20 protein-coding genes and 1 pseudogene are annotated in these 23,552 nt (G+C 69.0%); 11 read left to right on the top strand and 10 right to left on the bottom strand.

What is annotated here, in order from left to right:
• Positions 1-131 precede the first annotated feature (131 nt).
• The 3 genes and pseudogenes from CFB50_RS25850 to CFB50_RS40180 form a co-directional block, all read left to right on the top strand.
• A complete protein-coding gene (locus tag CFB50_RS25850; RefSeq protein WP_089447642.1) occupies positions 132-1,070 on the top strand; it encodes an alpha/beta hydrolase in 939 nt (312 codons plus the stop codon).
• Positions 1,067-2,191, top strand: a complete 1,125-nt coding sequence (gene ribBA, locus CFB50_RS25845; RefSeq protein ID WP_089447641.1) for a bifunctional 3,4-dihydroxy-2-butanone-4-phosphate synthase/GTP cyclohydrolase II — start codon at positions 1,067-1,069, stop codon at positions 2,189-2,191. Before CFB50_RS25850 ends, ribBA begins: the two co-directional genes overlap by 4 nt.
• Positions 2,192-2,390: 199 nt before the next feature.
• Positions 2,391-2,600, top strand: a pseudogene (locus CFB50_RS40180) (type II toxin-antitoxin system HipA family toxin); the annotation flags it as partial.
• 26 nt (positions 2,601-2,626) lie between these two features.
• Here the strand turns inward: CFB50_RS40180 and CFB50_RS25835 are convergent.
• Positions 2,627-3,844 carry a DUF2252 family protein gene (locus CFB50_RS25835; RefSeq protein ID WP_089448416.1) on the bottom strand — a complete coding sequence of 406 codons (1,218 nt, stop codon included), beginning with the start codon at positions 3,842-3,844 and terminating at the stop codon, positions 2,627-2,629.
• Positions 3,845-4,062: 218 nt separating this feature from the next.
• Between CFB50_RS25835 and CFB50_RS25830 the strand changes: the two genes are divergently transcribed.
• Positions 4,063-5,298 (top strand): NADH:flavin oxidoreductase, encoded by a 1,236-nt coding sequence (locus tag CFB50_RS25830; RefSeq protein WP_089447640.1) that lies wholly within the window; start codon positions 4,063-4,065, stop codon positions 5,296-5,298.
• Positions 5,299-5,358: 60 nt separating this feature from the next.
• Here CFB50_RS25830 and CFB50_RS25825 read toward each other — a convergent pair whose 3' ends face one another.
• Complete coding sequence (locus tag CFB50_RS25825) at positions 5,359-6,486, bottom strand: 4-hydroxyphenylpyruvate dioxygenase family protein (protein WP_069251566.1); 1,128 nt, start codon at positions 6,484-6,486, stop codon at positions 5,359-5,361.
• Between the two features lie 357 nt (positions 6,487-6,843).
• Here CFB50_RS25825 and shiA point away from each other — a divergent pair, with 357 nt between their 5' ends.
• Both shiA and CFB50_RS25810 read left to right on the top strand, forming a co-directional pair.
• Complete coding sequence (gene shiA / locus CFB50_RS25815) at positions 6,844-8,151, top strand: shikimate transporter (RefSeq protein ID WP_089447639.1); 1,308 nt, start codon at positions 6,844-6,846, stop codon at positions 8,149-8,151.
• Between the two features lie 211 nt (positions 8,152-8,362).
• The gene (locus CFB50_RS25810) at positions 8,363-9,664 is read left to right on the top strand and encodes a UDP-N-acetylglucosamine 1-carboxyvinyltransferase (protein WP_089447638.1); all 1,302 of its coding nucleotides are present in this window, start codon (positions 8,363-8,365) and stop codon (positions 9,662-9,664) included.
• Positions 9,665-9,751: 87 nt separating this feature from the next.
• Here CFB50_RS25810 and CFB50_RS25805 read toward each other — a convergent pair whose 3' ends face one another.
• Positions 9,752-10,363, bottom strand: coding sequence for a hypothetical protein (locus CFB50_RS25805; protein ID WP_089447637.1), 612 nt, complete (start codon positions 10,361-10,363; stop codon positions 9,752-9,754).
• Positions 10,364-10,660: 297 nt separating this feature from the next.
• On the opposite strand from CFB50_RS25805, the gene CFB50_RS25800 reads away from it, so the two are divergent.
• Positions 10,661-11,431 carry an IclR family transcriptional regulator domain-containing protein gene (locus CFB50_RS25800; RefSeq protein ID WP_069251562.1) on the top strand — a complete coding sequence of 257 codons (771 nt, stop codon included), beginning with the start codon at positions 10,661-10,663 and terminating at the stop codon, positions 11,429-11,431.
• Between the two features lie 105 nt (positions 11,432-11,536).
• Here the strand turns inward: CFB50_RS25800 and CFB50_RS25795 are convergent, their stop codons facing one another.
• The 5 genes from CFB50_RS25795 to CFB50_RS25775 form a co-directional block, all read right to left on the bottom strand.
• Positions 11,537-13,837, bottom strand: a complete 2,301-nt coding sequence (locus tag CFB50_RS25795) for an ATP-dependent DNA helicase (protein ID WP_089447636.1) — start codon at positions 13,835-13,837, stop codon at positions 11,537-11,539.
• The gene (locus CFB50_RS25790; RefSeq protein WP_089447635.1) at positions 13,834-15,528 is read right to left on the bottom strand and encodes a VRR-NUC domain-containing protein; all 1,695 of its coding nucleotides are present in this window, start codon (positions 15,526-15,528) and stop codon (positions 13,834-13,836) included. Before CFB50_RS25790 ends, CFB50_RS25795 begins: the two co-directional genes overlap by 4 nt.
• Positions 15,529-15,625: 97 nt before the next feature.
• Positions 15,626-16,504, bottom strand: coding sequence for a MipA/OmpV family protein (locus CFB50_RS25785; RefSeq protein ID WP_089447634.1), 879 nt, complete (start codon positions 16,502-16,504; stop codon positions 15,626-15,628).
• 205 nt (positions 16,505-16,709) lie between these two features.
• Positions 16,710-17,021, bottom strand: a complete 312-nt coding sequence (locus CFB50_RS25780) for a hypothetical protein (RefSeq protein WP_041492268.1) — start codon at positions 17,019-17,021, stop codon at positions 16,710-16,712.
• Positions 17,022-17,344: 323 nt separating this feature from the next.
• Positions 17,345-17,644, bottom strand: coding sequence for a hypothetical protein (locus CFB50_RS25775; RefSeq protein WP_089447633.1), 300 nt, complete (start codon positions 17,642-17,644; stop codon positions 17,345-17,347).
• Positions 17,645-17,785: 141 nt separating this feature from the next.
• Between CFB50_RS25775 and CFB50_RS25770 the strand changes: the two genes are divergently transcribed.
• From CFB50_RS25770 to CFB50_RS25760, 3 genes are all read left to right on the top strand, one after another.
• Complete coding sequence (locus CFB50_RS25770; protein ID WP_089447632.1) at positions 17,786-18,034, top strand: hypothetical protein; 249 nt, start codon at positions 17,786-17,788, stop codon at positions 18,032-18,034.
• Positions 18,035-18,374: 340 nt separating this feature from the next.
• Positions 18,375-18,806, top strand: coding sequence for a CBS domain-containing protein (locus CFB50_RS25765; RefSeq protein ID WP_089447631.1), 432 nt, complete (start codon positions 18,375-18,377; stop codon positions 18,804-18,806).
• 59 nt (positions 18,807-18,865) lie between these two features.
• Positions 18,866-19,381: a PRC-barrel domain-containing protein gene (locus CFB50_RS25760; protein WP_089447630.1), complete on the top strand. Its 516-nt coding sequence runs from the start codon at positions 18,866-18,868 to the stop codon at positions 19,379-19,381.
• Between the two features lie 12 nt (positions 19,382-19,393).
• Here CFB50_RS25760 and CFB50_RS25755 read toward each other — a convergent pair whose 3' ends face one another.
• Positions 19,394-20,005: a DUF4142 domain-containing protein gene (locus CFB50_RS25755; protein WP_089447629.1), complete on the bottom strand. Its 612-nt coding sequence runs from the start codon at positions 20,003-20,005 to the stop codon at positions 19,394-19,396.
• 106 nt (positions 20,006-20,111) lie between these two features.
• Positions 20,112-22,103, bottom strand: coding sequence for a hybrid sensor histidine kinase/response regulator (locus tag CFB50_RS25750; RefSeq protein WP_089447628.1), 1,992 nt, complete (start codon positions 22,101-22,103; stop codon positions 20,112-20,114).
• Between the two features lie 456 nt (positions 22,104-22,559).
• Here CFB50_RS25750 and CFB50_RS25745 point away from each other — a divergent pair, with 456 nt between their 5' ends.
• Entirely contained in the window at positions 22,560-23,534 is a 975-nt protein-coding gene (locus CFB50_RS25745; protein ID WP_089447627.1) for a sigma-54 interaction domain-containing protein, read from the top strand.
• The last annotated feature ends 18 nt before the right edge of the window (positions 23,535-23,552 follow it).

The following is a 23,552-nucleotide window of genomic DNA, read 5'->3' as shown; positions in this document are numbered from 1 at the left end:
GATGTGGCGCCCTGCCCGCTGCGCTGGAATGCCCGTCAGGCCGTGCCGGCAAGCGTCCGGCGCGGACTCAGGGAAAACCGCGACACGGGTTTACCTGATTCAAAACGCATCCGATTCAGACAGGAGTCCCCATGCCGCTCGACCCACAGGCGCAGGCGCTGCTCGCCGCGTTCGCCCAGGCACCCGCGATCGATTTCGCACAGCTCACCGTTCCCGCGTATCGCGCGAGTCTTGCCGCCGGCGGCGCGTTTGCCCCGGGCGATGCCGTCGCCGCCGAAGAGGACTGGCGGATTCCCCTGTCGGGCCGTCAGTTGTCCGCACGGCTGTATCGGCCCGCCGCCGACGGGCCGTTGCCGCTGACCGTGTTCTTCCACGGCGGCGGCTTCGTGTCGTGCGGGATCGATACGCACGCGAACTTGTGCCGCAGCCTCGCAACCCGGGTGCGCACGCTCGTGCTGTCGGTCGACTACCGGCTTGCGCCCGAGGCGCGCTTCCCGGCGGCCGCGCACGACGCATGCGACGCGGTGCGCTGGGCCGCCGCCAGTGCGCGCGATCTCGGCGCGCGCGCCGGGGCGATCGCCGTGGCCGGCGACAGCGCCGGCGGCAATCTCGCGGCCGTCGCCGCGCTGCAGTTGCGCGGCTCGGGCATCGCGATCGCACACCAGTTGCTGCTGTATCCGGTTGTCGATTGCGCGACCGAGAATCCGTCGTACGAAACGCTCGGCAACGGCTATTTCCTGACGGCGGACGCGATGCGCTGGTTCAAGCAGCACTATTTCGACGACGGCGCCGATCGCGCGTCGCCGCTCGCGAGCCCGCTTGCCGCGCCGGACGTCGCAGGCGTGGCGCCGGCGACGATCATCAGCGCCGAATTCGATCCGCTGCGCGACGAGGCCGAAGCCTATGCGCTGCGTCTCGCGCAGGCCGGCACACCGGTGACGCTCGTGCGCTGGCCGGGCCAGCTTCATGGTTTCGCGAGCATGCTCGGCGCGATCGATGCAGCCGACCGCGTGCTGACCTTCGGCGCCGACGCGCTGCGCCGCGCGTTCGATGTGACGGAGGCGCCATGACGCTCGCCGGCACGCTGGAGATCGTCGACGAACTGCGGGCGGGTCGAATGGTCCTGCTCGTCGACGAAGAGGATCGCGAGAACGAAGGCGATCTCGTGATCGCGGCCGATCACGTGACGCCCGACGCGATCAATTTCATGGCGCGCTTCGGGCGCGGGCTGATCTGCCTCACGCTGACCGCCGAGCGCTGCGAGCAGTTGAAGCTGCCGCCGATGGCCGATCACAACGGCACGCCGTTCGGCACCGCGTTCACCGTCAGCATCGAGGCGGCCGAAGGCGTGACGACCGGCATTTCGGCGGCCGATCGCGCACACACGATCCGTGCGGCGGTGCGGGCCGGCGCCCGCCCGGACGACCTCGTGCAGCCCGGCCACGTGTTCCCGATCGCCTCGCGCCCGGGCGGCGTGCTCGTCCGGGCGGGGCACACCGAGGCCGGCTGCGATCTCGCCGCGCTCGCGGGGCTCACGCCGGCCTCGGTGATCTGCGAGGTGATGAACGACGACGGCACGATGGCGCGGCTGCCCGAGCTGAAGGCGTTCGCCGCGCATCACGGGCTGAAGATCGGCACGATCGCCGACCTGATCCATTACCGACGTGAACACGAATCACTCGTCGAACGCGTCGGCGAGCGGCCGCTGCATACGCCCTGGGGGCGTTTCCGCGCGATCGAGTATCGCGACACCGTGCACGGCGCGCCGCATCTCGCGCTCGTGCGCGGCGAGCCCGATCCGTCGACGCCGGTGCTGACGCGCGTGCACGAATGCCATTCGCTGCTCGACCTGCTCGATGCGGAGCCGTCCGCGCATTCGTGGCCGCTGCACGCCGCGCTGCAACGAATCGACGCGGCCGGCTGCGGCGTGGCGGTGCTGCTCGACTGCGACATGCGTGGCGACGCGATGCGGGTGCCGACCGGCCATGCGCGCCGCGACGGACGCGTGACGGGGATCGGCTCGCAGATCCTGCGCGAGCTCGGCGTGCGGCGGCTGAACGTGCTGTCGAGCCCGTTCCGGCTGCCGGCGCTGTCGGGGCACGACCTGGAAATCATGGCGTTCATTCCGCTCGGCGACGACGATCCGGAAAGCGCGCGGGGGGCGCACGCGAGCCCGCTGCGGGCGGCGTGAGGCGTTGACGCGGGATGGCGGGTCGGCTTTACGCCTGACAGGCTATCGCTTGTTTTTGGCGGATACGGTCTTTGGTTTGTATTTTGACAACGCATCCCGCTCGTCCGGCGTCACGCAGCAATCCTGCTCCCCCGTCGGAGCCAACATCGAGCGGCTCTTCAAGGTGCCGAGCACGGCTCGGCGCGCATAGGGCGACGCGATCCAGCCGCGCCACTGGATCGCGCAGGGCCGGCGTGCCGGCCGGACCGAAGACGACGTGCATGCCGCGATGGCGGGCGTCGTGGCTCGCACGGCACCCGCGATTGTCGAAGCGGCCGCGCAGATCCCGGCGGATTTTCCGGCGGGCGCGGCGAACGCGATCTTCGACGGCATGCGTCGGCAGAGCCTCACGCCAGGCGCGACCGGGTAGTCCCGGTCGTCGCTCGCGGCGACACGCTACTCACCGGCGGCGAAGCGCCGGCAATGCTCCAGATACCCCGCTTCGTGGCTGCTCACGAGCTGGACGATGCTGTTCCACAGCCACATGGGTGCATCGATCGTCTTCGCACGGTTGCGGCCGAGTTCGGTGCGCCACGCCGTGCGTGTCGGCTTGTCCATCTGGCGCGCGTGGGCGGCGCCGACCACCGCACCGAGATAGCGCGCGACGTCACGCGCATCGTCCTCGGCGAGCAGATCGATGTCGAGCTTCAGGTCCTGTGGCAACAGTTCCCGGATCACGACCGCGCGATCGAGCAGGCGCGCGGCCCGCATCCGCTCACCGAGGGCAGGCGACAGATGCCGCGCGCCTTCCACGACGCGCTCGGCGTTGTCGCGCGGCATCGCGGCCGTTTCGTCGCGCGGTGCCGCGGCCGTCACGCCCTCCTTGATGTCCATCAGACACAGGTCGTCGCCGTCGGTCACGTCGCCGTCGATGTCGAGCAGCACCGCGTAGCGCAGCCGTCCCAGCGAACTGCAGCCTTTCACCCAGTACGCCGCGTCGAGCACGTCGACCTTGCCCCCGTCGTTGCGGCCCTTGAGGCTCGTGGCGAGCGTCGCGATCGCATCGTCGCCGAACAGCTTGCCGATCGCACGGGATTCCTTCGCACTCAGCGGCCAGAAGCGGCGCCCAAGCGGAATCGTCGGCGCGAGCCCTTCGATCCGTTCGACAGCAAGTTGCCGCCACGAGCGGCGCATGGCCTGCTTCATCACGAGGTGCACCGGTTCGGGACGTTCGGGCAGCTTCGCGTGTCGGCTGCCGAATGCCGACGCATAACCGGCCGTCATCGCCTCCATCATGTGCACGATCGTCAGGCCCGCCAGTGCGGACCCGCGCGCGGCCGTCGCAAGCGAAAGCCCGAGGCGGATCAGGTCGTGAACGGGATTGCCGACGACCGTCTGGTCGAGATCCCGGATTTGCACATCGACCTTCCCATCGCTGTTCGCGACCGGGCCGAGGTTGCCGGTATGGCAGTCGCCGCAGATCCAGATCGACGGCCCGTGCGGCAGTGCGCTGCCGTTGGTTTCGACGAGCCATTCGTAGAACCGTGCCGTATTGCCGCGCACGTACGCGTGAGGTGAACGTGCCATCTTCCGGCGGCGCTGCTCGGTCAGGATCGCCTGGCGCCCGGCGGGTTTCGGCATGCGCTTCTGCTTCGGCTGTGACTGGCTGGTCATGCGGTTCTCCGGATGGTCCTGACGTGTGCGGCATGCCGCTTCGTCACGATGCCATTGATCGATGCATTTCTGCAAACCGGCAGCCTCGCCGATATCCGAACGCCACGGGCGGCCGTCTCATGCTTCATTCGGCCGGATCGGGCCATCCACCCGGACGATGCGCGCCGGTGCGGGGTGCGCACAATGATCGTCGAGCCCATTCCCGACGTCCGACCGACATGGAACCCACCGAACTGTCACCCGCGTTCAGCCCGCTGCAGATCGGCCCGCTGACGCTGCGCAACCGCCTGATCAAGTCCGCCACCAACGAAGGCATGACGCCGAACGGCGTGCCGTCGCGTGCGCTCGTGCGTTTTCACGAACGCATCGCCGAAGGCGGCGCCGCGCTGACGACCGTCGCGTACTGCTCGATCAGCGACGACGGCCGCACGTTCGTCGACCAGGCGCGGCTCGACGTGCCGACGGTCCGCCAGTTCCGCGCGCTGACCGACGCCGTCCATCGCCACGGCGCCGCCGCATCCGCGCAGATCACGCACGGCGGCTGCTTCACGTTCCTGCCGCAGCTGGCGACCAAACGGCCACTGAGTGCGTCGGGTGGCTTCAACAAGGTCGGCGTGATGAGCGGCCGCTTTCTGAAGCAGGCAATGACGCGCGACCAGATGTCGGCGGTCGCCGACGAATTCGCGCAGGCCGCACGCCATGCGCGCGACGCAGGCTTCGATGCAGTCGAGATCCACATGGGGCACGGCTATCTGCTCAGCCAGTTCCTGTCGCCGCTGTACAACCGCCGCCGCGATGCGTATGGCGGCGACGCGGCGCGGCGTGCCGCGTTCCCGGCCGAGGTGCTGCGCCGCGTGCTCGATGCGGTGGGCCGCGACCTCGCCGTCGTCTGCAAGATCGGCGTGACCGAAGGCGTGCGCGGCGGCGGAACGGCCGACGATGCCTGCGAAATCGCGCGGCGGCTCGAAGCCGAAGGCGCGCACCTGCTCGTGCTCAGCGGCGGGATGAACGTCGAATCGGTCTGGCAGCTGTTCGGCAGCCCGTTGCCCGGCGACGCGCGCGCGAATGCAGACAACGCGATCGTGCGTACCGCGATGGCGCTGCAGAAGCTCACCGAGCCGAAGATGGGCGCGTTTCGCGAGATGTATTTCCTCGAGCACTCGAAGAAGGTGCGCGCGGCCGTCAGGATGCCGCTCGCCTACCTTGGCGGCGTACGTTCGCGCGGGAACGTCGAGCGGGCGATGCGCGAAGGGTTCGACGCGGTGGCGCTCGCACGCGCGCTCGTGTTCGAGCCCGATTTCGTCAACGGGCTGCGCGACGGCCGGCTCGCGCAGTCGGGCTGCACGTCGTGCAACCGCTGCGTCGTGTCGATGTACACGCCGGGCGGCACCGCATGCGTGCTGCACGAGCCGAACGACCCCGCGCCGAACCGCGTGCCGGCCGCCGGCGCCTGACGCTTGACGTGTAACGCGTGACGCCCGAGGTCTGATGTCCGATGCGGGCGCCGCGGCCGCTCAGCCGGCGTCGCGTGCGCGGGCGAGCGCCGCGAGATTCCCTTCCCCGAACCCGTGGTGCCCCTTGCGCTGCACGATTTCGAAGAAGATCTCGCCGGGCCGGCGCTTGACGAAGGTCTGGAAGAACAGGCGCGGCGCGCCGTCGCTGCCGATCTCGCCGTCGACCAGCACCGCGCGGCGGCGCAGCGCGTCGAGATCGACGCCGTGCCCCGGCAGCCGTGCGTCGACGTCGTCGTAATAGCGGGCCGGCGGCTCGACGAATTCGACGCCGTTCGCACGCAGCGCATCGACACAGGACAGGATGTCGTCGGTGGCCAGCGCGACGTGCTGCACGCCCTCACCGGGGTGGTCGGGCAGGTACGCATGCATCAGCTCGGTGCGCCGCGTACCTTCCTCGTAGACCGGAATCCGCACCGCGCCGCACGGCGACACCATCACGCGCGATTCCTCCGACACATGCCAGTGCGCGTCGATTTCGTGGATCTCGCGAAAATGCAGCAGGTCGTGGTAGAAATCCAGCCACTCCTGCATGCGCCCCGCGCCGACGGTCTGCGTGAAATGATCGACCTGCTGCAGCCCGACGCCCACGCAGTCGAGGTCGGTATGCGCGGTCGCGATGTCGATCGGCCGGAAGTCGATGTCGAAGATCGAAATATCGCCGACGCCGCCACGCTGGCCGTCACGCCCGCGCCAGCGGTCGACGAAATAGAGGTGCGAATCGCCGATGCCCTGGATCGCCGGAATCTTCAGCTCGCCGACGCCGACCTTCTCGCCCTCGAACGCCCACGCGCCGAGCTCGATCGCCCGCTCGAACGCGCGCCGGGCGCTGGCCACGCGCAGCCCGATCGCGCAGACGCCCATTCCATATTCCTCCGCGTAGCGCGCGGCGAACGAATCGGGCTCGGCGTTGATCAGGAAGTGCATCTGCCCTTGCCGGTAGAGCGTGACGTTCTTGCTGACGTGCCGCGCAATCGCCTTGAACCCGAGCTGCTCGAAGCGCTGCGCGAGCGCTTCCGGCACGGGCGCCGCGAATTCGACGAACTCGAGGCCGGCCATCCCGAGCGGATTGGCAGCCGGATCGGCAACGGGCGGCGTATCGCTGGACAGGGGGTGGGAATTGCCGGGCATTCCAGTCTCCGGGGGCATGCGGTCGATGGGGATGGCGCTCGTTGCGTGCGGCATGCGCGGCCGGGGTGGCTGCCGCGCATCCGCCCCGAACGGGCGGGTTTTCAATGCTGCCAATTTTAACCAGTTCGTTCACGGCGGCACACCCTGGCCAAACGGGATATCGTCACGCCGCCTAGTGCAAACCCGGAAAGCGTTCGATAATCGCACGGATTTGAACGATAATCGCGCACTCTGTCCGATTGGCCAATTGCCGCCATGCGGCGCGCGCCCTATTCTCCGTTCACTCATCGACTTCAATGCAGCATCGGACGCGGCGCCGCCACGATTCCACGATGCGCCGTGCCAGGAGACATCGCCATGACCCCAACCTTCGACACCCTCGACGCCGCCGCCAGCGCCCGCATGCGCAGCCAGGCCCGCAAGGCCGCGATCGGTAGCTTCGTCGGCGCCGTCGTCGACTGGTACGACTTCCTGCTGTACGGGATCGTCGCCGCGCTGGTATTCAATTCCGAGTTCTTCCCGAAAGTCAGCCCGACGATGGGCACGCTCGCGGCGTTCGCGACCTTCGGCGTCGGCTTCCTGTTCCGGCCGCTCGGCGGCGTCGTGTTCGGCCACTACGGCGACCGGCTCGGCCGCAAGCGGATGCTGGTGCTGACCGTGATGCTGATGGGGCTGTCGACGGTCGCGATCGGCCTGCTGCCGACATTCTCGACGATCGGCTGGTGGGCGCCCGTGCTGCTGGTGCTGATGCGCGCGATCCAGGGTTTCGCGGTCGGCGGCGAATGGGGCGGCGCGGCGCTGATGGCCGTCGAAAGCGCGCCGAAGCAGAAGAAGGCGTTCTACAGCAGCGGCGTGCAGGTCGGCTACGGCGTCGGCCTCGTGCTGGCCACGGGCATCGTGTCGATCCTGAGCCACACGCTCGGCGAGGCCGCATTCAAGTCGTGGGGCTGGCGCCTGCCGTTCGTGTTCAGCATCGTGCTCGTGCTGATCGGGCTGTGGGTGCGCAAGAACATGGACGAATCGCAGGAGTTCGTCGAGAAGGTCGAACACGGCAACCGCAAGCTGCGCCTGCCGGTGCTGGAAGCGCTCACGCGCCATCCGAAGGCGTTCCTGCTGATCATCGCGCTGCGCCTCGCCGAACTGTTCACGATGTATATCGTCACCGCGTTCGCGCTCAGCTATTCGACGACGAACCTCGGCATGTCGCGCGACCTGTTCCTGAACATCGGCCTGCTGGTGGGCGCGGTGAGCTGCGTGACGATCCCGTGTTTCGCGTGGCTGGCCGACCGCTACGGCCTGCGCCGCATCTACCTGATCGGCGCGCTGATCGGCCTGGCGTCCGCGATCCCGTTCTTCGTCGCGCTGGAAGCGCGGTCGATCGCGTGGATCGTCATCTTCTCGATCCTGCTCGCGAACGCCGCGCACGACATGGTCGTGAGCGTCCAGCAGCCGCTGTTCACCGAGCTGTTCGGCGCCGAATACCGCTATAGCGGCGCGGGCGTCGGCTACCAGTTCGCGAGCGTGGTCGGCGGCGGGTTCACGCCGTTCATTGCGGTCGGCCTCGTCAGCGTGGCCGGCGGCTCGTGGCACCTCGTCGCCGGTTATCTCGCGGTGGGCTGCCTGATCTCGCTGGTGGTCGCCGCGCGGATGCGGGCGGCGCAGTAACACCCTGGCCCGATGGCCGGCCGCGACCTGTGGCCGGCCATCACGCATGGCTCGGCGCCAACCGGCAACGACCCCGCTGCTTCGCGTGCATGGCGTCAAACACTGTCAGTTACACGCGTCGATTCCCCTTTTCCCCGCTGAACATGCCACGCCGCCCGCCGACCAATGGCATCATATGGGCCTACGTCAGTCACCGATACGCCCCCATATCATGTCGAATCTCATCGTCCACGGCGGCACTCCGCTGCGCGGGGACATCAAGCCGTCCGCGAACAAGAACGCCGTCCTGCCGATCCTGTGCGCCACCCTGTTGACCGATCAGCCGCTGCGCCTCATCGGCGTGCCGGACATCACCGACGTGCGCAAGATCCTCGACATCTTCCGCACGCTCGGCAGCGACGTGTCGGTCGACTTCACGACGGGCCTGCTCGAACTCCATCATCGCAACACGAAATTCGATCCGGCCGTCCACCGGCTGCCGGAAGCGATGCGCTCGTCGATCATGCTGATCCCGCCGCTGCTCGCGCGCTTCGGCGTCGCGCGCCTCGAGAACGACGTGAAGGGCTGCACGCTCGGCGTGCGCGAGATCGATCCGCACGTTGAGGTGTTCGAGCGCTTCGGCGCGCACATCGAGCGCACGCCCGATTCGCTGATCGTCCGCACCGACGGCCCGCTGACGGCCAACGACCACTGGCTCGACTACGCGTCGGTCACGACCACCGAGAACTTCGCGCTGTGCGCGACGGCCGCGAACGGCACGTCGACGCTGATGAATGCGGCGTCCGAGCCGCACGTGCAGGAGTTCTGTCAGTTCCTCGCGATGATCGGCGTCGCGATCGAGGGCCTCGGCACGTCGCGGCTGTGCGTGACGGGCGGCCGCAAGCTCGGCGGCGGCGAGTTCCGCTTCGCCGAGGATTTCCACGAGATCGCGACGTTCCTCGCGCTCGGTGCGATCACCGGCGGCGACATCACGGTGCGCAACTCGTCGCCCGAACATTTCCCGCTGATCGACCGCACGTTCGCGAAGTTCGGCGTCAACGTCACGCATCGCGACGGCTGGTCGCGCGCGGAACGTGACGGCCCGCTGCGCGTGCGCCGGCCGTTCACGCAGAACATCCTCACCAAGGTCGAAGCCGCGCCGTGGCCGTACCTGCCGGTCGACCTGCTGCCGATCTTCATCGCACTCGGCGTGCGTGCGGAAGGCAGCGCGATGTTCTGGAACAAGGTGTACGACGGCGCACTCGGCTGGTCCGGCGAGCTGTCGAAGTTCGGCGCGCACGTGCTGCTGTCCGATCCGCACCGGCTGATCACGTTCGGCGGGCTGCAACTGACGCCGGCGCGCGTCGAGAGTCCGTACATCATCCGCGTCGCGATTGCGCTGCTGATGGTGGCCGCGAGCATCGAAGGCCGCTCGGAAATCATGAACGCGCTGCCGATCCGCCGTGCTCACCCGCACTTCGTCGAGAACCTGCGCTCGGTCGGCGCGAACGTCGAGTGGACGAGCGGCGAGTAAAGCCCTGACGGTACGGCGCACGCGCTGCGAACAGCCGTACCACCCTCCACACCCGGTCGGCGCCTGCGCCGGCCGCGCCTTCCCGCGTTACTCGCCTCCCCCGCAATCGACATCGCCGCCGCCCATGTGGTCGAACCCGTAGAGCATCACGGCCGTCGTGCCGCGCACGGGGTTGCTCGGGCGTTTCGCCAGGCTTTCATCGAGTGGAGACGATGGATACTGGATACTCGTGTCCATCAGGTTGCCCGGCTCCGAGCGCAACTCCGCTTCGGTCAGCTTGCTCCCTTCCGCGCGCGGCAGCCCGAACGCCTTGCGCACGTCCGCTTCGTTCCACGTCCCCTTCAGCGTGACGGTGACCATCTGCAGCCTGCCTTGCTCCCAGTCGAGATCGACCTTCGTCGCGAGCGGATGCACGCTGGCCGCGAGCCGGTCGGGGAACGCCGGGCCCTCGTAGTACGCCTTCGTGTTCTTGCACGCGTCGCCGGTGTTCCGGTACTTCTTCAGCGCGCAATTGAAGCGCTTGTCACGGTAGCCGAAGGTCGTTTCGACGTAGCAGCCGAATTTCGGCGACGTCATGCGCGGCCACGCACGCACGTCGACGGCCGGCTTCGGGAGCGGCGTCCCGGACGAAGGATTCGCCGCGGCAAGCAGCGGCACGGCCGCGACGAGCACGGCCAATACGGATTCGCGAATTTTCATTGTTCTGTTCCAGTCGAGGCGGCGATTCTAGCGCGGCTTCGCGAGCGTATTCGAGCCTGAGATGGCGCGGAACAGCGGCAAGGCCTGCGGCATGTCTTCCACACAGGTTGCGCACGTCCGGCTGACCCGGTAGTTCTGCCTGTTGCCGATTGTCGTCGACGGTCATGTTCCGGGTTCGGGGCGCGCATCCGCCGTCGAATCATTCGCGCGCTAATCGAGCGTCGCGGCAGATCCGATCTGCGCGATAATCGCCCATCCACGCGCGATTACCGCGCACCCAGGCACCCGCTCCCGACGATGAAAAAGCCCGAACTCGACCGACGCGACTGGATTGCCGGCCTGGAAAAAGGCCTGGCGATCCTCGAGGCGTTCGACAGTCAGCATGCGCGCATGACGCCCACCCAGGCCGCCGCGCGCACCGGCCTCACGCGTACGGCCGCGCGGCGCTACCTGCTGACGCTCGAATCGCTCGGCTACGTGTACACCGACGGCAAGCTGTACGGCCTCACGCCGCGCGTGCTGCGGGTCGGCTGGTCGTACTTCGATTCGGCCCGCCTGCCACGCACGGTCCAGCCCTATCTGCAGCAATTGAGCGCGTCGCTGAACGAGTCGGCGTACGTGAGCGTGCTCGACGGCTGGGAACTCGTGTTCATCGCGCGCAACGGCGTGTCGCGGGTGATGACGACCGGCTTCGTGCTCGGCGCGCGCGTGCCGGCGCCGCTGACGTCGCCCGGCGTCGTGCTGCTCGCCCATCATCCGGATCGCGAAGCCGTGCGCGCGTGGCTCGACGACACCGAACTGCCGCCGTTCACGCCGCACACGATCACCAACAAGGCGCGCCTGCTCGAACAGGTCGACCAGGCACGCGACGCCGGTTTCGCGGCGATCGAGCAGCAATTGCAGGTCGGCGTGCGCGGGATCGCGGTGCCGCTGAAGAATCGTCACGGTGAAGTGGTCGCCGCGCTGAGCACGAACATGCCGATCGGCGCGGAGACGGCCGACGCGGCCGTGCGGCGCGTCCTGCCGCACCTGCAGGAAGCCGCGCTCGCGATGCTGAATGTGCTGTAGCGGCAGCGCCCACCCAGGCCGCGTCCGCGGCCGCCCGATCTCGCAACGCGAAGGATGGCACCCACTTGCCGGAATCGGCGGTCTGCCGGAAGCGCTTCTTCCGTCTCACCCGATCCGCCACCACCGCGGCAGCAGGTCGCGCACTTCGCGCCGCCGGTAGCGATCGTCGATCAGGTGCACGACGCCTTCGTCATGCTCGGTGCGGATCACCCGCCCGGCCGCCTGCACGACCTTCTGCAAGCCCGGGTACAGGTACATGTAGTCGTAGCCGTTGCCGAAGCGCGCGTCCATCGCGCGCCGCATCTGCTCGTTGATGTCGTTGACCTGCGGCAACCCGAGCGTCGCGATGAACGCGCCGATCAGCCGCTCGCCGACCAGGTCCACGCCTTCCGAGAACGCGCCGCCCAGCACCGCGAAGCCGACGCCGCGCCCGCCCGCGTCGAAGCGCGCGAGAAACGCGTCGCGCTCGCTTTCCGCCATGCCGGGCGCCTGCGCCCAGACGGGCACGTCCGGATGCCGCGTCTGCATCAGCGCGACCACGCGCCCCAGGTAGTCGAAGCTGCTCAGGAAGCCGAGGTAGTTGCCGGGCCGCGTCGCGTATTGCGCGGCGATCAGGTCGGCGATCGGTTCGAGCGAACGGTCGCGATCGCGCCAGCGCGTCGACACGTGGCTCGCGACGCGCACCGTCAATTGCTCGGCGCGGAACGGCCCGTCGACGTCGAGCCAGCCCGTGTCGCCAGGCAACCCGAGCGTGTCGCGATAGAAATGAAACGGGCTCAGCGTGCCCGAGAACAGCACGGTCGCGCACGCGGCTTCGTAGCGCGGCGCAAGAAAGCCGGCCGGAATCACGTTGCGCACGCACAGCGTCGACTGGGCGCGGCGCCGGCGGCCGGCCGACGCCACGCCGTCCAGCGCCGGCTGGCGCGGCATCGGTTCGCCGTGCAGCGTCGCATCGAAGATCGACGCGCTGTCGAACGCCTCGGCCAGCACGCCGAACTGGATCGCCTCGAAATGAAACCGCAGCAGTGCGTCGCCGTTCGCGCGCGGCGCGTCGGTCAGGTGTTCGCCGATCGCCGCGACGAGGTTCTGCACGGCCGACACGATCGGGCCCGGTATCTCCGGATAGGCGGCATAGCGTTCGGCCTGCGCGCGACTGACCGTGCCCCAGGCGCGGGCGAGCCGGTCGAACGCCTTGCGCAGCGCCGCGGGCGCGGCCTCGCGGGCCGCCGCGAATGCGAACGGATCGAGCGACGCGCTGTACATCTTGCGCGCACGATCGAGCAGGTTGTGCGCTTCGTCGACGAGCACGCCGACCCGCCACTGGTTCTGCTGCGCGAGCGTGTGCAGCATCGCGCTGCCGTCGTAGTAGTAGTTGTAGTCGCCGATCACCATGTCTGACCAGCGCGCGAGTTCTTGCGACAGGTAGTACGGGCAGACGTCGTGCGCAAGCGCGGCCGCGCGCACCGTGTCGCGGTCGAGCAGCCCGGCCTCGATGGCCGCATCGCGCGCGGCCGGCAGCCGGTCGTAGAAGCCTTTCGCGAGCGGACACGATTCGCCGTGGCATGCGCTGTCCGGATGCTCGCACGCCTTGTCGCGCGCGACGAGTTCCAGCACGCGCAGCGGCAGCGCCGGCGTGCCGGCGCCGAGCGTCGTCGCCGCTTCGAGCGCGAGCGCGCGGCCGGGCGTCTTCGCGGTCAGGAAGTACACATGGTCGAGCTCGCCCTCGCCGCAGGCCTTCAGCAGCGGAAACACGGTGCCGAGCGTCTTGCCGATGCCGGTCGGCGCCTGCGCCATTAGGCAACGCTCGTCGCGTGCCGCGCGATAGACGGCCACCGCCAGCTCGCGCTGGCCGCTGCGGAACTGGCCGTGCGGAAACGCCAGCGCACGCAGCGCCGCATCGCGCGCCGCGCGATGGGTCGTCTCGCGCTCGGCCCAGCCGACGAAACACGCGCACTGCTCGGCGAAGAACGTCGCGAGCTCCGCCGCCCCCAGCGTTTGCGTCAGCACCGTCTCGCGCTCGGACACGATGTCGAAATAGACGAGCGCGACGTCGATTTCCTGGAGGCCACGCGCGTCGCACATCAGGTGCGCGTAGACCTTCGCCTGCGCCCAGTGCAGCGCGCGGTGGTTGGCCGGCATCGCATCGAGGCTGCCGCGATAGGTCTTGATTTCCTCCAGGCGGTTCGCTACCGGATCGTAGCCGTCCGCACGGCCGCGCACGGTGAGCGTGCCCCAGGTGCCCGTCAGCGCGATCTCGGTTTCGTAGCGGGCGCCGCGGTTCGACGTGACCGCACCGTGGCCGGCGATGCCTTCGAGCGCGGTCGGCGCGGGCGTGAAGCGCAGGTCGAGGTCGCCGCGTCGCGCTGTGAACTCGCACATCGCCCGCACCGCGACGACGTAGCTCATGCGGACAGTCCCGCCGCTTCGGCGTACGCGACGCCCTCACCGGCCCACTCGACATCGATTACGCGCACCGGGATGCCGTGCGCGACGCAGTACGCGAGCCAGCGCGTCTGGTTGTCCTGCAGGCGGTCGCCGGGGCCTTTCACCTCGATCAGCTCGTAGCGGCGCTCGCCGGGCCAGAAGCGGACGAGATCGGGCAACCCCGAGCGGTTGCTGCGGATATCCGCGAGCAGGCGCGTGAACCACAGCCGCAGGTGCTCGGGCGGCAGGCACGCGAGCGCCTCGTCGAGCAACGCGTCCGTCAGCACGCCCCAAAACACGAACGGCGATTGCAGCCCCGCCTTCGTCGCGAAATGCCGGCGGATCGTGTCGCGATACGCACCCGAATCGAGTTGCGCGAAGCACGCAGCGAACGCGTCCGTCCGGCGCGCGGCGAAATCGGGTGCGTGCAGATCGGCCGGGCCGCGCTGGAACGGATGGAAGAACGCACCGGGCACCGCGGCGAACACGGGCTCCCAGCACAGCAGTCCGAACAGCGAATTGATCAGCGTGTTTTCGACGTAATGGACCGGCGAAGCCGGCTGCGCAAGATGGTCGCGCACCGCGAATTCGACGCTGACGAATGCATCGGGACGGGCGATCACGAGCGTCTCGCGCGGCACGTCCGCCGCCACGGCAGCACGTGCGACGCGCTGGCCGAGCCGGCGCTGCAGGCGCGGCAGCATGCGCTCGACACGCTGGCGCTCCTCGTCGCTCTCGAAGCCGCCGCGCGCATCGAGCGCCAGCGCGAGTGCATCGTCGTCACGCCCGCAGCGTTCGAGCACGCGGATGCGCCGATGGCGGCTGCCGGGCCATGCGCTGCGCGCATACGCGTCGAGCGCGCCGTCCCAGTCGGCCCGGCGCTCACACGTCTGCCCGAGCGCGAACAGCAGCTTCGCGCGACGCGTCGCGAGCCACGGCTGCGCGCAGCCGACCGCGTCGATGGCGCGCATCAGGTCGTCGAACGGCAAATCGTCGGGCCACGCGTCGAGCGCGTCGCGACACGTCTGCAGCGCGAGATACGCGTCGACGTCGCCGCGCTGCTGGAACGCACGCGACGACGGCGCGATCGGCACGCTTTCGTACTGGAACACGCCGAGATCGGCGAGCACGAACTCGCTCCAGTCCTGATGGAGATTGCCGAAGAACATCAGGCGCAGCCGGTCGCACAGCGCGCCGACCGTCACGCGCAGCACGCGGTCGCCGGCCTGTGCGCACCACGTGTCGAGCGGTTGCGCGACGTCGTGCGTGGGTCGCAGCCGCTCGAGCCATTCGGGCTTGCGCTCGCCCGCATGCGCGGCGAGTGCCGGGAAGATGCGCAGCAGATCGGCCTTGGTCGACAGCGCGAACAGTTCGTCGAGCGTCAGCGCCGGCGCCGGATCGACCCAGCCGAGTGGGACGAGCGGCGCGACCGCGTCGAGCGTGCAGCCGATTTCGTCGTAGACGAGCTTGCTGGCGCGGAAGTCGGACCCGTTGCGCATCAGCATCCGTACGAGCAGCGCGCGCGACGCCTGCGGCAGCGTCGCAAACTGGCGGACGAACGCGTGCTCGTGCTCGTCGAACAGGTCGTCGTAACGCGCGCTGAGCCAGGCCAGCGCGCGTTCGAAATTGGTCAGGTAGTAAAACGCCGGGGGCGTCGGCGATGCAGGCGTCACGGGGATCGATCACTGTACATTTGTACAGGTCGGAATCATATCAAATGTGACGGCAACTGCCGCACGCCCCGTCGGCGATCGGCTCCCCGGCCCCCACTCAGAACTGGTAATTCACCGACATGTCGAACACGCCGTTGGTCTTCTGCTGCGTGATCGGGCTGTGCGCGGCGCGGCCGACGAGCTGCTCGATCGCGCCGTCGATCGTGACGAACCAGTGCTTGTTCAGGAACCAGGCCATCGTCACGCCCGCGCCGACCGACTTGAACCCGGCCCCCGATGAATAGGCCGGCAGCCCCGAGCGCGCGGCACCGCCCTGGCTCACGCCGAACCAGCTGTTCATGTAGCGCGAATCGGCGAACGACACGGTCGGCCCCGCGAACCAGAAGAAATGCTCGTTGCTGCCCGGCAACGGCATGTACGCGGAGAAATCGCCGACCCAGCCATTCGAGCCGCCGATGCTGCGCCGGATATCCGCGCGCAGCACGAGCGGAAATTCCTTCGAGATCACATAGTCGGCCGCCAGTTTCATCACCGGTGCCGCGTTGATGTTGTCGAGGCCGTTCAGGTGCTGGATGTCGTCGGCCGAGCGTCGCCCGAGGTCGTAACCGACGGACAGGCTCACGCGCCAGTTCGGCCCGCGCAGCACGTTCGCGCCGAGCCCTTCGCCGGTCGACAGGAAGAACAGGTCGCGATAGCGGATATCGACAGTCGGGCCGCCCATCACGCGATAGCGATCGGAGCCCGCATAGCGCGGCTGCAGCGTCATCGCGGCACCCATGCTGATATCCCAGGTGGAGATGTTCGGCTCGTACAGCTTTTGGAGCGGCACGCCGGCCGAGTATTGCCACTCGCCGAGCGGTGAAGGCGTCTGGGCCGACGCGTCGCGGGCGCCGGCCGCGGCGAGCGCCGCGCAGGCCGACACCCCGGAAACGAACCGGCGTGCGCCGGGTGACAGCAAAGGGCGAGCAACAGTCATCAAGGTCCCCGTCGGTTGCGCGAAACGAACCTGAATTAAAGAAGCGCATTGCGCCTCTTCGGCTGCAGCGGCTGGCAGCCTGCGGCGCGAACGTAGCGTGCGCTGAATTACGGACATCCTACGCGACACACGCGCAGACGCAAAGCGCCCGCTGCGCGCGGGCACTTTGCCGTACGCGGGGACCGTCCGGTGAAGCGTGGCGGAATCAGAATCGCTCGACGTGATAGTCGCCGGCCAGCGCGGCCGGGCTGCGCGTCGACATCATCCGCGAGAAGCCGTCGGCGAGCCGCCCGAGCGCGAGCTGCTTCTGGCTCGCATCCCAGTGGGTATAGGTGTCGTACGCGGCATCGTCGAACGACACGGTGACGGCGACCGGGCGGCCGCTGGCGCGAAAACCGATCTGCAGCACGCCGCCCGGCAATTCCTCGATGTGATAGCGCAACGAGCGCGACTCGAAATAGCGGCCCAGCACCTGAGCGATCGCGCGCTTGTCTGGCGATTGCACGTGAATGTCCATGATGGTCCTCCTTTTTTCAGTGTTCGCGCGGACGGTTGTGATGCACCGCCTCCCGGCATCCGTATCGGTGGCGGGTGCGACGGCGGGTCGCCCTGTGGCAGCCCCTCTGGCACCGGCGGATCGACGGGATCGTCGTGCCCGGGCGGCGGCGGGTCCGGGTTGACATCGGGCGTCGTCGGCTCGGGGCGGTGCAGCATGGATGGCGTATTCATGTCTCTCCTGCGCGACGGCGCGCGCATCTCGATGGCGCCGGCATCGCGCGCAAGCGGCGTGCCCGCTCCTGCGCGCCCGGTTGCCCGCTCCGGTCGGTCGCTGCCGTGCGCTCAGTCGTCGTAGGCCGCCATCACCAGCCACATCGTGCGCCCGTCGGCGGCGAGCCGTACCGCGAGCGCGAACCGGTCGGACGGCGTGCATTCCGCGACGAGCGCCCGCTGCGCACGCTCGGGGCCGTCGTAGACGGTTTCGTTCAGTACGCGTAGCTCGTCCTTGCCGTCGAACATGCGCCGCTCGGGCCGATAGACCAGCGACTCGCGCTTCCACGTGTCGAAACGCTCGCGCACGTGGGCGAAATCGCCGCCGCATACGTTCGCGTCGTAACGTATCCTTTCCCTAGGTGCATTCATCACGTTGTCCTCTTGTCCACGCCGACGGCGCAGCGTGGCTGCGCGGCGCCCCGTGCGGTTTCGCCAAAGCGCAAGCGTCGTACCGTCGGCCCGCGCAGGCATGGCGCTTGCGCCCCCATCGATGACAAAGGAGGTTCGACCATGACCGTTCACGCCCCCGGCCGCCACGACGCCGTGTCACCGGCTGCCGGACTGCTCTGGCTCGCCACGTCGCGCCCGCAGTCCAAAGACAAGACGGAGGAACGCATCGACGAGGGACTCGAGGAGACGTTTCCGGCCAGCGACCCGCCCGCCGTTGGCGGTGCGACCCGTATCGATCCTGCCAAGCCGTCCGGCGAGCACGAACGCCGCTCGCCGCACGTCCCTTCACCGCCCCGCGATCACGGCTGACGGCGGCAACCGGCCCGCGCTGCGCGGCGGCGCAGCGGCGTGCCGGAGCAATCCGGAGTTGATGTGATGAAACGCCTTGAACGCAGATGGCATGAAATCAGCGGCGCCGCCGGCGTCGCAGCGCTGGCGGCGATCGAAAGCGCAGTGGTGCTCGCGATCGTCGCGATGACGGGCATCGGTCACTGACGTCCTGCCCTGCCCGCTCGCGGCTGTCGCCGTGGAAGATGTACAAGCGGGCTGGCAAATTTCTCCGTCGCCTGGCCGGCGAAGCCCGGCGCGTGCCGCCCGCGCGCGGCACGCCATCTGCTCCCCGATAGTCTTGCTCACGAAGGAGACGTTCATGTATCGCGTCACCGAGATCATGTCGCGCGACGTCGTGTGCGTCGCGCCGACCGACACGATTCGCCACGCGGCCGAACTGATGCGGCGCTTCGATATCGGCGTGCTGCCCGTTTGCGACGGTTCCGAACTCGTCGCGATCGTGACCGACCGCGACCTCGCAGTGCGCGGACTGTCGCACGGCCATTCGTCCGATACGCCCGTGCAGGCGGTCGCGTCCAAACCCGTGCAGTGGTGCGTCGAGGACGACGGTGTCGGCGATGTCCAGCAGCGGATGGCCGACGTGCAGTTGCATCGGATGCCGGTGCTCGACCGCAACCGGCGGCTGGTCGGCATCGTGTCGCTCGGCGACATCGCGACGCGCGCCGGCGGCCCCGAGCGCGACGAGCTGGCCAATACGCTCGAGGACGTGTCGCTGCCGCGCCGGCGTTGATCGGCGCCCATTGATACCGCGTGGCCCGCCCGGGTGCCGCTTCGACCAGGAGGTGTTCGATGACAACGGACAGACCGTCGCGTGACGACACGCGCATCGTCGGCGGCAACCACCGCACGGCCGGCGGCGGGCCGGGGCCCGACGTGATGGCCGCCCGCACGCTCGAAGGCGATCGCGTCCTGTCGATGGACGGCGACGACATCGGCCAGGTCGCCGACATCATGCTCGACGTGCGCTCCGGCCGGATCGCGTATGCGGTCGTGTCGTCGGGCAGCGCGCCCGGGATCGGCGACAAGCTGCTCGCGGTGCCGTGGAACGTGCTCGCGCTCGACGTCGAGCGCCAGTGCTTCGTGCTGCCCGTCGCCACCGAACGCGTGCGCGAAGCCCCCGGCTTCGACAGGAACCGCTGGCCCGCCATGGCCGACCCGGAGTGGGCCGAGGCGCTGCATGCGTACTACGGCAGTTCGCCGTACTGGCTGATCGAGGAAGGTGAAACGGCGCTCGACGCTCCGCCGCACGAGGCGTCGCCGGGCGGCCCCGACACCCCTGAAAGCGCTGACGGCGGCAAGCGGTAGCGCGATCGCCGCTCAGTGTGCGGCCGCCACCGTCTGCGCGAGTTGCCGGGCGGCGGCCAGGTGCGCCTTGAGCGTCGGCAACGCGTTGGCCGCGAACGCGCGAAGCTGCGGATCGCGGCCGTTCCGCGCTTCTGATTCGTAGAGCCGGATCGCCGCTTCATGCGCGCTCGGGCCCGCCAGCGCGACATAGGCGGTGTCGAACGCATGACCTTCCTTGGTTCGCAACGCGGTCACGGCCGGATCGACGAGCATCCGCGACTGGACCGGTAAGCCCTTGTTCGCGCCAAGCTGCCGCAATTCGCCGGCGATCCGTCCGTGATCGTCGACCATGCGGCGCGCGAACGCCTTCACGTTGGGGTTCGACGAGCGGTCGAGCGCGAGCTGGCTGGCCTGCCGCTCGACCTTGTCGATCATGCCGGCCTTGTCGACGAATTCGACATCGATACCGGTCGGCCGCTGCGTCATGCCGGCCTCGTCGGGCGTCGTGCCGGGGCGGATGACGCCCGGCGCGACCTGGGCCGACGAAGCCGGTACCGCCTGAGCATGGGCGAGTACGGCGATCGATGCGCCGACGGTCGCGGCCAGCACAATCGCCGCCGGTCGATGGATTCGATTCGTTTTCATCCGGACCTCCGTGTGTCGCGACGGAGCGGGCCGGCCGCGCGGGTTGCCGTTGCATCCATCGCGCCTCCTTCCCTCGTCATGACCGGGCGAGCGACCACGCCGGCTGCTACCGGCCACGCCCTTCCCGGTCGTGCGCGGCGCCTGGCGCGACATCGGCGATCACGCTCGCCAGCGTCGGCATGTCCACCGGCTTGCGCAGATACGCGTCGAACCCGGCCGCCATCACGCGGTGCCGGTCGGCGTTGTCGGCGTGGGCCGTGACCGCGACGACGGGCAGATGCCCGCTGCTGCCCGGCAAATGACGGATGCGGTCGAGCAGCCAGAAGCCGTCACCGTCCGGCATGGCGAGATCCGACAGCACGACGTTCGGCGCCTGCCGTTCCACCGCGTCGAGCGCGTCGTGCCCCGACTGCGCGGTCGACACCTGCGCGCCCATCGTTTCGAGGGCCGCGGCGAGGCTCGCGCGCGATGTCGCGTCGTCGTCGACGACGAGCACGCGTTGGCCGCCGAGCGTCACCGGGTCCGGGATGCCCGCCGCGTGCAGCAGGTTTTCGGCCGGATCGTCGACGTCCCAGCCAGCCGGCAGCGTGACCGTGACGGTCGTCCCGCGCCCGGTGCCAGCGCTCGTCGCGACGACATCGCCGCCGTGCAGGTGCACGATGTTGCGCACGATCGACAGGCCGAGCCCGAGGCCGCGCGCCGGCGACGCGAATGCGCGTTCAGGCCGGCTGAACGTCTCGAACAGGTGCGGCAGGTATTCCGGCGCAATGCCCTGCCCCGTATCGGCGACCGACAGCCGCACGCGCTCGCCTGCCCGGGTCAGCGACACGACGATGCGGCCACCCGGCGGCGTGAACTTGATCGCATTCGACAACAGGTTCGACAGGACCTGGCGCACGCGCTCGCGGTCCGCCGGAATCACGCAGGTTGGCATCGCGTATTGGGTCGACAGCGTGAGCCCGGCCGCCTGTGCCGTCGCGTCGAGTTCACGCGTGGCATCGCGGACGACGCGCACGAGATCGACCGGTACGCGCTCGAGGCGCAACCGGCCGGTCGCGAGCGACGACGCATCGAGCAGGTCGGCCACCATGTGCGACAGCGACCGCGCGCTGCGATCGATCGCGTCGACGGCCTGCAGCGCGAGCCCCTGGCCGTCGACGTTGCGCAGCACCTCGACCCAGCCATAGATCACGTTCAGCGGCGTGCGCAGCTCGTGCGACACCGTGGCCAGCAGTTCGTCCTTCAGCCGGTTCGACGTGTCCGCCTGTGCGCGTGCGTCGTGGGCGCCGCGCAGCGAGCGCAGGTTGCGCCGCTCGCCGCGGCGCCGTTCGTGCGCATCGCGCAGCGTCATCGACAGGCCCGTGCAGTTGCCCTGCGCGTCGACCATCGGCGATGCGGCGAAGGTCGCCCGAAAACGGCCGCCGTCGCGTCGCACGCACAGCACGTCGAGCGGACCGACCGGCGCGCGCAGGTTCGCGAACGACGCGGGCAACGGATGGCGCCGCAACCAGCGCGGCGCGATCATCGCGGCGACGTCGCGCCCGGCGGCCTGCGCCGCGTCGATGCCGAAGATCCTTCGCGCGGCCGGATTCCAGCTCGTGATCCGGCGTGCGGCATCGACCCCGACGATCGCGTCGGGCGAAGCGTCGACCACACGGCGCAGCAGGCGGTCGTCAGGTACTGGCGCGCGTGGGGCCGGCGCCGGTTCGCGATGCGGCGCGCGGGCATCGGCGTCGCCGTCGTCATCGGGTTCGCGCAGACGATCGTTCGCGAGCAGCGGCTTTACGGTCATCACGAGCAGGCATTCGACGAAGCTGATCGCGACGAATGTGCCGGCCTGCGTGAGCAGCGTGGAAAGCGGCGCATCGCGCCACCACAGCGTGCCGATCACGGCTACGCTCAACGCGGCCGCGACCAGGCCGCCGCCGAACGACGTCAGCCATGCGGCAGCCGCAACACCTGCATAAAAAGGCAGCGGCGCAAATGGCGCGTGCTCGCCGACGACGCGAACCGCCCACGCCTGCAGCGCGGACGCCAGCCCGACGGCCAGCACGATCCATGCACCCTGCCGTAACAGCTCACGGGTCAGGGTTCTCATTGCATCCTTGCCTCGCGCCGGCTCCGGTCGCACGGCGTCATGCCGCGGGTCGACCATCCGGCCTGCCGTCGAGCGTGCCGGGCGAGCCTGAAAGCATCAGCAAGCGGCATGCCCGACGCGGGGCGCGGATGGCCGCCTGCCCGACTCCCCCTGTCGGGCGTGCCGTGACCGGTCGAGCGTCGGCCGGTGTCGCGCGCCGCATCGACGCACGCCGGGCACGACCGGTTTTTTCATCGAAATTCTGTAAAAAAGCACCGATACGACCCTGGATGGCACAGCAATGCCGCGATGCGCGTCAGGCGTCGATGGCCTGTTTCTTCCGGCCCCGCCGCTTACATTGGAAATATCTATTTTGCGGCACCTTCCTGGCTGTTTCGCTGTCGATGAAAATATTGCAATCAACGGAGCGTGTGGTGCCGATTTTCAAAAGGGCACCGCCAATGCCGATCCATGCCAATGGGAGACACCGCAAACCGGTCGAAGCAACGTGCGGACGACCGCCAGTTGTCCGGCCGGTCCACCGCGATGCGCACGCTGCTCGGCCGCATCGAAAAGATCGCCCCGACCCGCGCCAGCGTGATGATTGCCGGCGAAAGCGGGGTCGGCAAGGATATCGTCGCGCGCCGGCTGCACGATCTCAGTGCCCGGCGGGACGGCCCGTTCGTCCCCGTGAACTGCGGCGCGATTCCGCCCGATATCGCGGAATCGCAATTGTTCGGGCACGAGAAAGGCAGCTTCACCGGTGCCATTGCGCAGCGCGAAGGTTTCTTCGAAGCCGCGCGCGGCGGCACGCTGCTGCTCGACGAGATCGCGGAAATGCCCGCGCCATTGCAGGTGAAGCTGCTGCGGGCGATCGAATCGAACGTGATCGTCCGGGTGGGCGGCACCGAGCCGATTCCGCTCGACGTGCGCATCGTGTCGGCCACGCGCCACAACCCGGCCGAAGCCGTGCGTGACGGCCGGCTGCGCGAGGACCTGTTCTACCGCCTCGCCGCGTTTGCGCTGTACGTACCGCCGCTGCGCCAGCGCGACAGCGACATCGAGACGATCGCGCTGGAATTCGTCGACGCGCTCAACGCGCGGCACCATGCGCACAAGCGGCTGACCGATGCGGCGATCGCCGCGCTGCGCGCGTATTCGTGGCCCGGCAACGTCCGCGAGCTGCACAACACGATCGAGCGCGCGTACATCCTGGCGGACGAAGGCATCGACGTCACGCTGCCGAAGCCGGCGATGCCGCCCGAGCGCCTGTCGGAGAGCACGATGGCGCTGCCGCTCGGCGCGACCTTGCACCATGCGCAGCAGCGCTTCATCGCGGCGACGCTGCGCCACTTCGACGGCAACAAGCCGCGCGCCGCGAAAGCGCTCGGGATCAGCCTGAAAACGCTCTACAACCGGCTCGCGCTGATGCGCGACAACGGCCGCTCCTGAGGGCGCGGCCGACTTTCC

Source organism: Burkholderia sp. AU33423, assembly GCF_002223135.1.
Lineage (GTDB): Bacteria > Pseudomonadota > Gammaproteobacteria > Burkholderiales > Burkholderiaceae > Burkholderia > Burkholderia lata_D.
The sequence above is the reverse complement of the archived record's forward strand: the minus strand, read 5'-3'. Positions and strand labels throughout refer to the sequence as shown.

Bases quoted from the DNA above. Each gene is read 5' to 3' on its own strand.
- CFB50_RS25850 (WP_089447642.1), top strand. From the start codon at position 132: ATGCCGCTCGACCCACAGGCGCAGGCGCTGCTCGCCGCGTTCGCCCAG.
- ribBA (WP_089447641.1), top strand. From the start codon at position 1,067: ATGACGCTCGCCGGCACGCTGGAGATCGTCGACGAACTGCGGGCGGGT.
- CFB50_RS25835 (WP_089448416.1), bottom strand. From the start codon at position 3,844: ATGACCAGCCAGTCACAGCCGAAGCAGAAGCGCATGCCGAAACCCGCC.
- CFB50_RS25830 (WP_089447640.1), top strand. From the start codon at position 4,063: ATGGAACCCACCGAACTGTCACCCGCGTTCAGCCCGCTGCAGATCGGC.
- CFB50_RS25825 (WP_069251566.1), bottom strand. From the start codon at position 6,486: ATGCCCGGCAATTCCCACCCCCTGTCCAGCGATACGCCGCCCGTTGCC.
- shiA (WP_089447639.1), top strand. From the start codon at position 6,844: ATGACCCCAACCTTCGACACCCTCGACGCCGCCGCCAGCGCCCGCATG.
- CFB50_RS25810 (WP_089447638.1), top strand. From the start codon at position 8,363: ATGTCGAATCTCATCGTCCACGGCGGCACTCCGCTGCGCGGGGACATC.
- CFB50_RS25805 (WP_089447637.1), bottom strand. From the start codon at position 10,363: ATGAAAATTCGCGAATCCGTATTGGCCGTGCTCGTCGCGGCCGTGCCG.
- CFB50_RS25800 (WP_069251562.1), top strand. From the start codon at position 10,661: ATGAAAAAGCCCGAACTCGACCGACGCGACTGGATTGCCGGCCTGGAA.
- CFB50_RS25795 (WP_089447636.1), bottom strand. From the start codon at position 13,837: ATGAGCTACGTCGTCGCGGTGCGGGCGATGTGCGAGTTCACAGCGCGA.
- CFB50_RS25785 (WP_089447634.1), bottom strand. From the start codon at position 16,504: ATGACTGTTGCTCGCCCTTTGCTGTCACCCGGCGCACGCCGGTTCGTT.
- CFB50_RS25780 (WP_041492268.1), bottom strand. From the start codon at position 17,021: ATGGACATTCACGTGCAATCGCCAGACAAGCGCGCGATCGCTCAGGTG.
- CFB50_RS25775 (WP_089447633.1), bottom strand. From the start codon at position 17,644: ATGAATGCACCTAGGGAAAGGATACGTTACGACGCGAACGTATGCGGC.
- CFB50_RS25770 (WP_089447632.1), top strand. From the start codon at position 17,786: ATGACCGTTCACGCCCCCGGCCGCCACGACGCCGTGTCACCGGCTGCC.
- CFB50_RS25765 (WP_089447631.1), top strand. From the start codon at position 18,375: ATGTATCGCGTCACCGAGATCATGTCGCGCGACGTCGTGTGCGTCGCG.
- CFB50_RS25760 (WP_089447630.1), top strand. From the start codon at position 18,866: ATGACAACGGACAGACCGTCGCGTGACGACACGCGCATCGTCGGCGGC.
- CFB50_RS25755 (WP_089447629.1), bottom strand. From the start codon at position 20,005: ATGAAAACGAATCGAATCCATCGACCGGCGGCGATTGTGCTGGCCGCG.
- CFB50_RS25750 (WP_089447628.1), bottom strand. From the start codon at position 22,103: ATGAGAACCCTGACCCGTGAGCTGTTACGGCAGGGTGCATGGATCGTG.
- CFB50_RS25745 (WP_089447627.1), top strand. From the start codon at position 22,560: ATGGGAGACACCGCAAACCGGTCGAAGCAACGTGCGGACGACCGCCAG.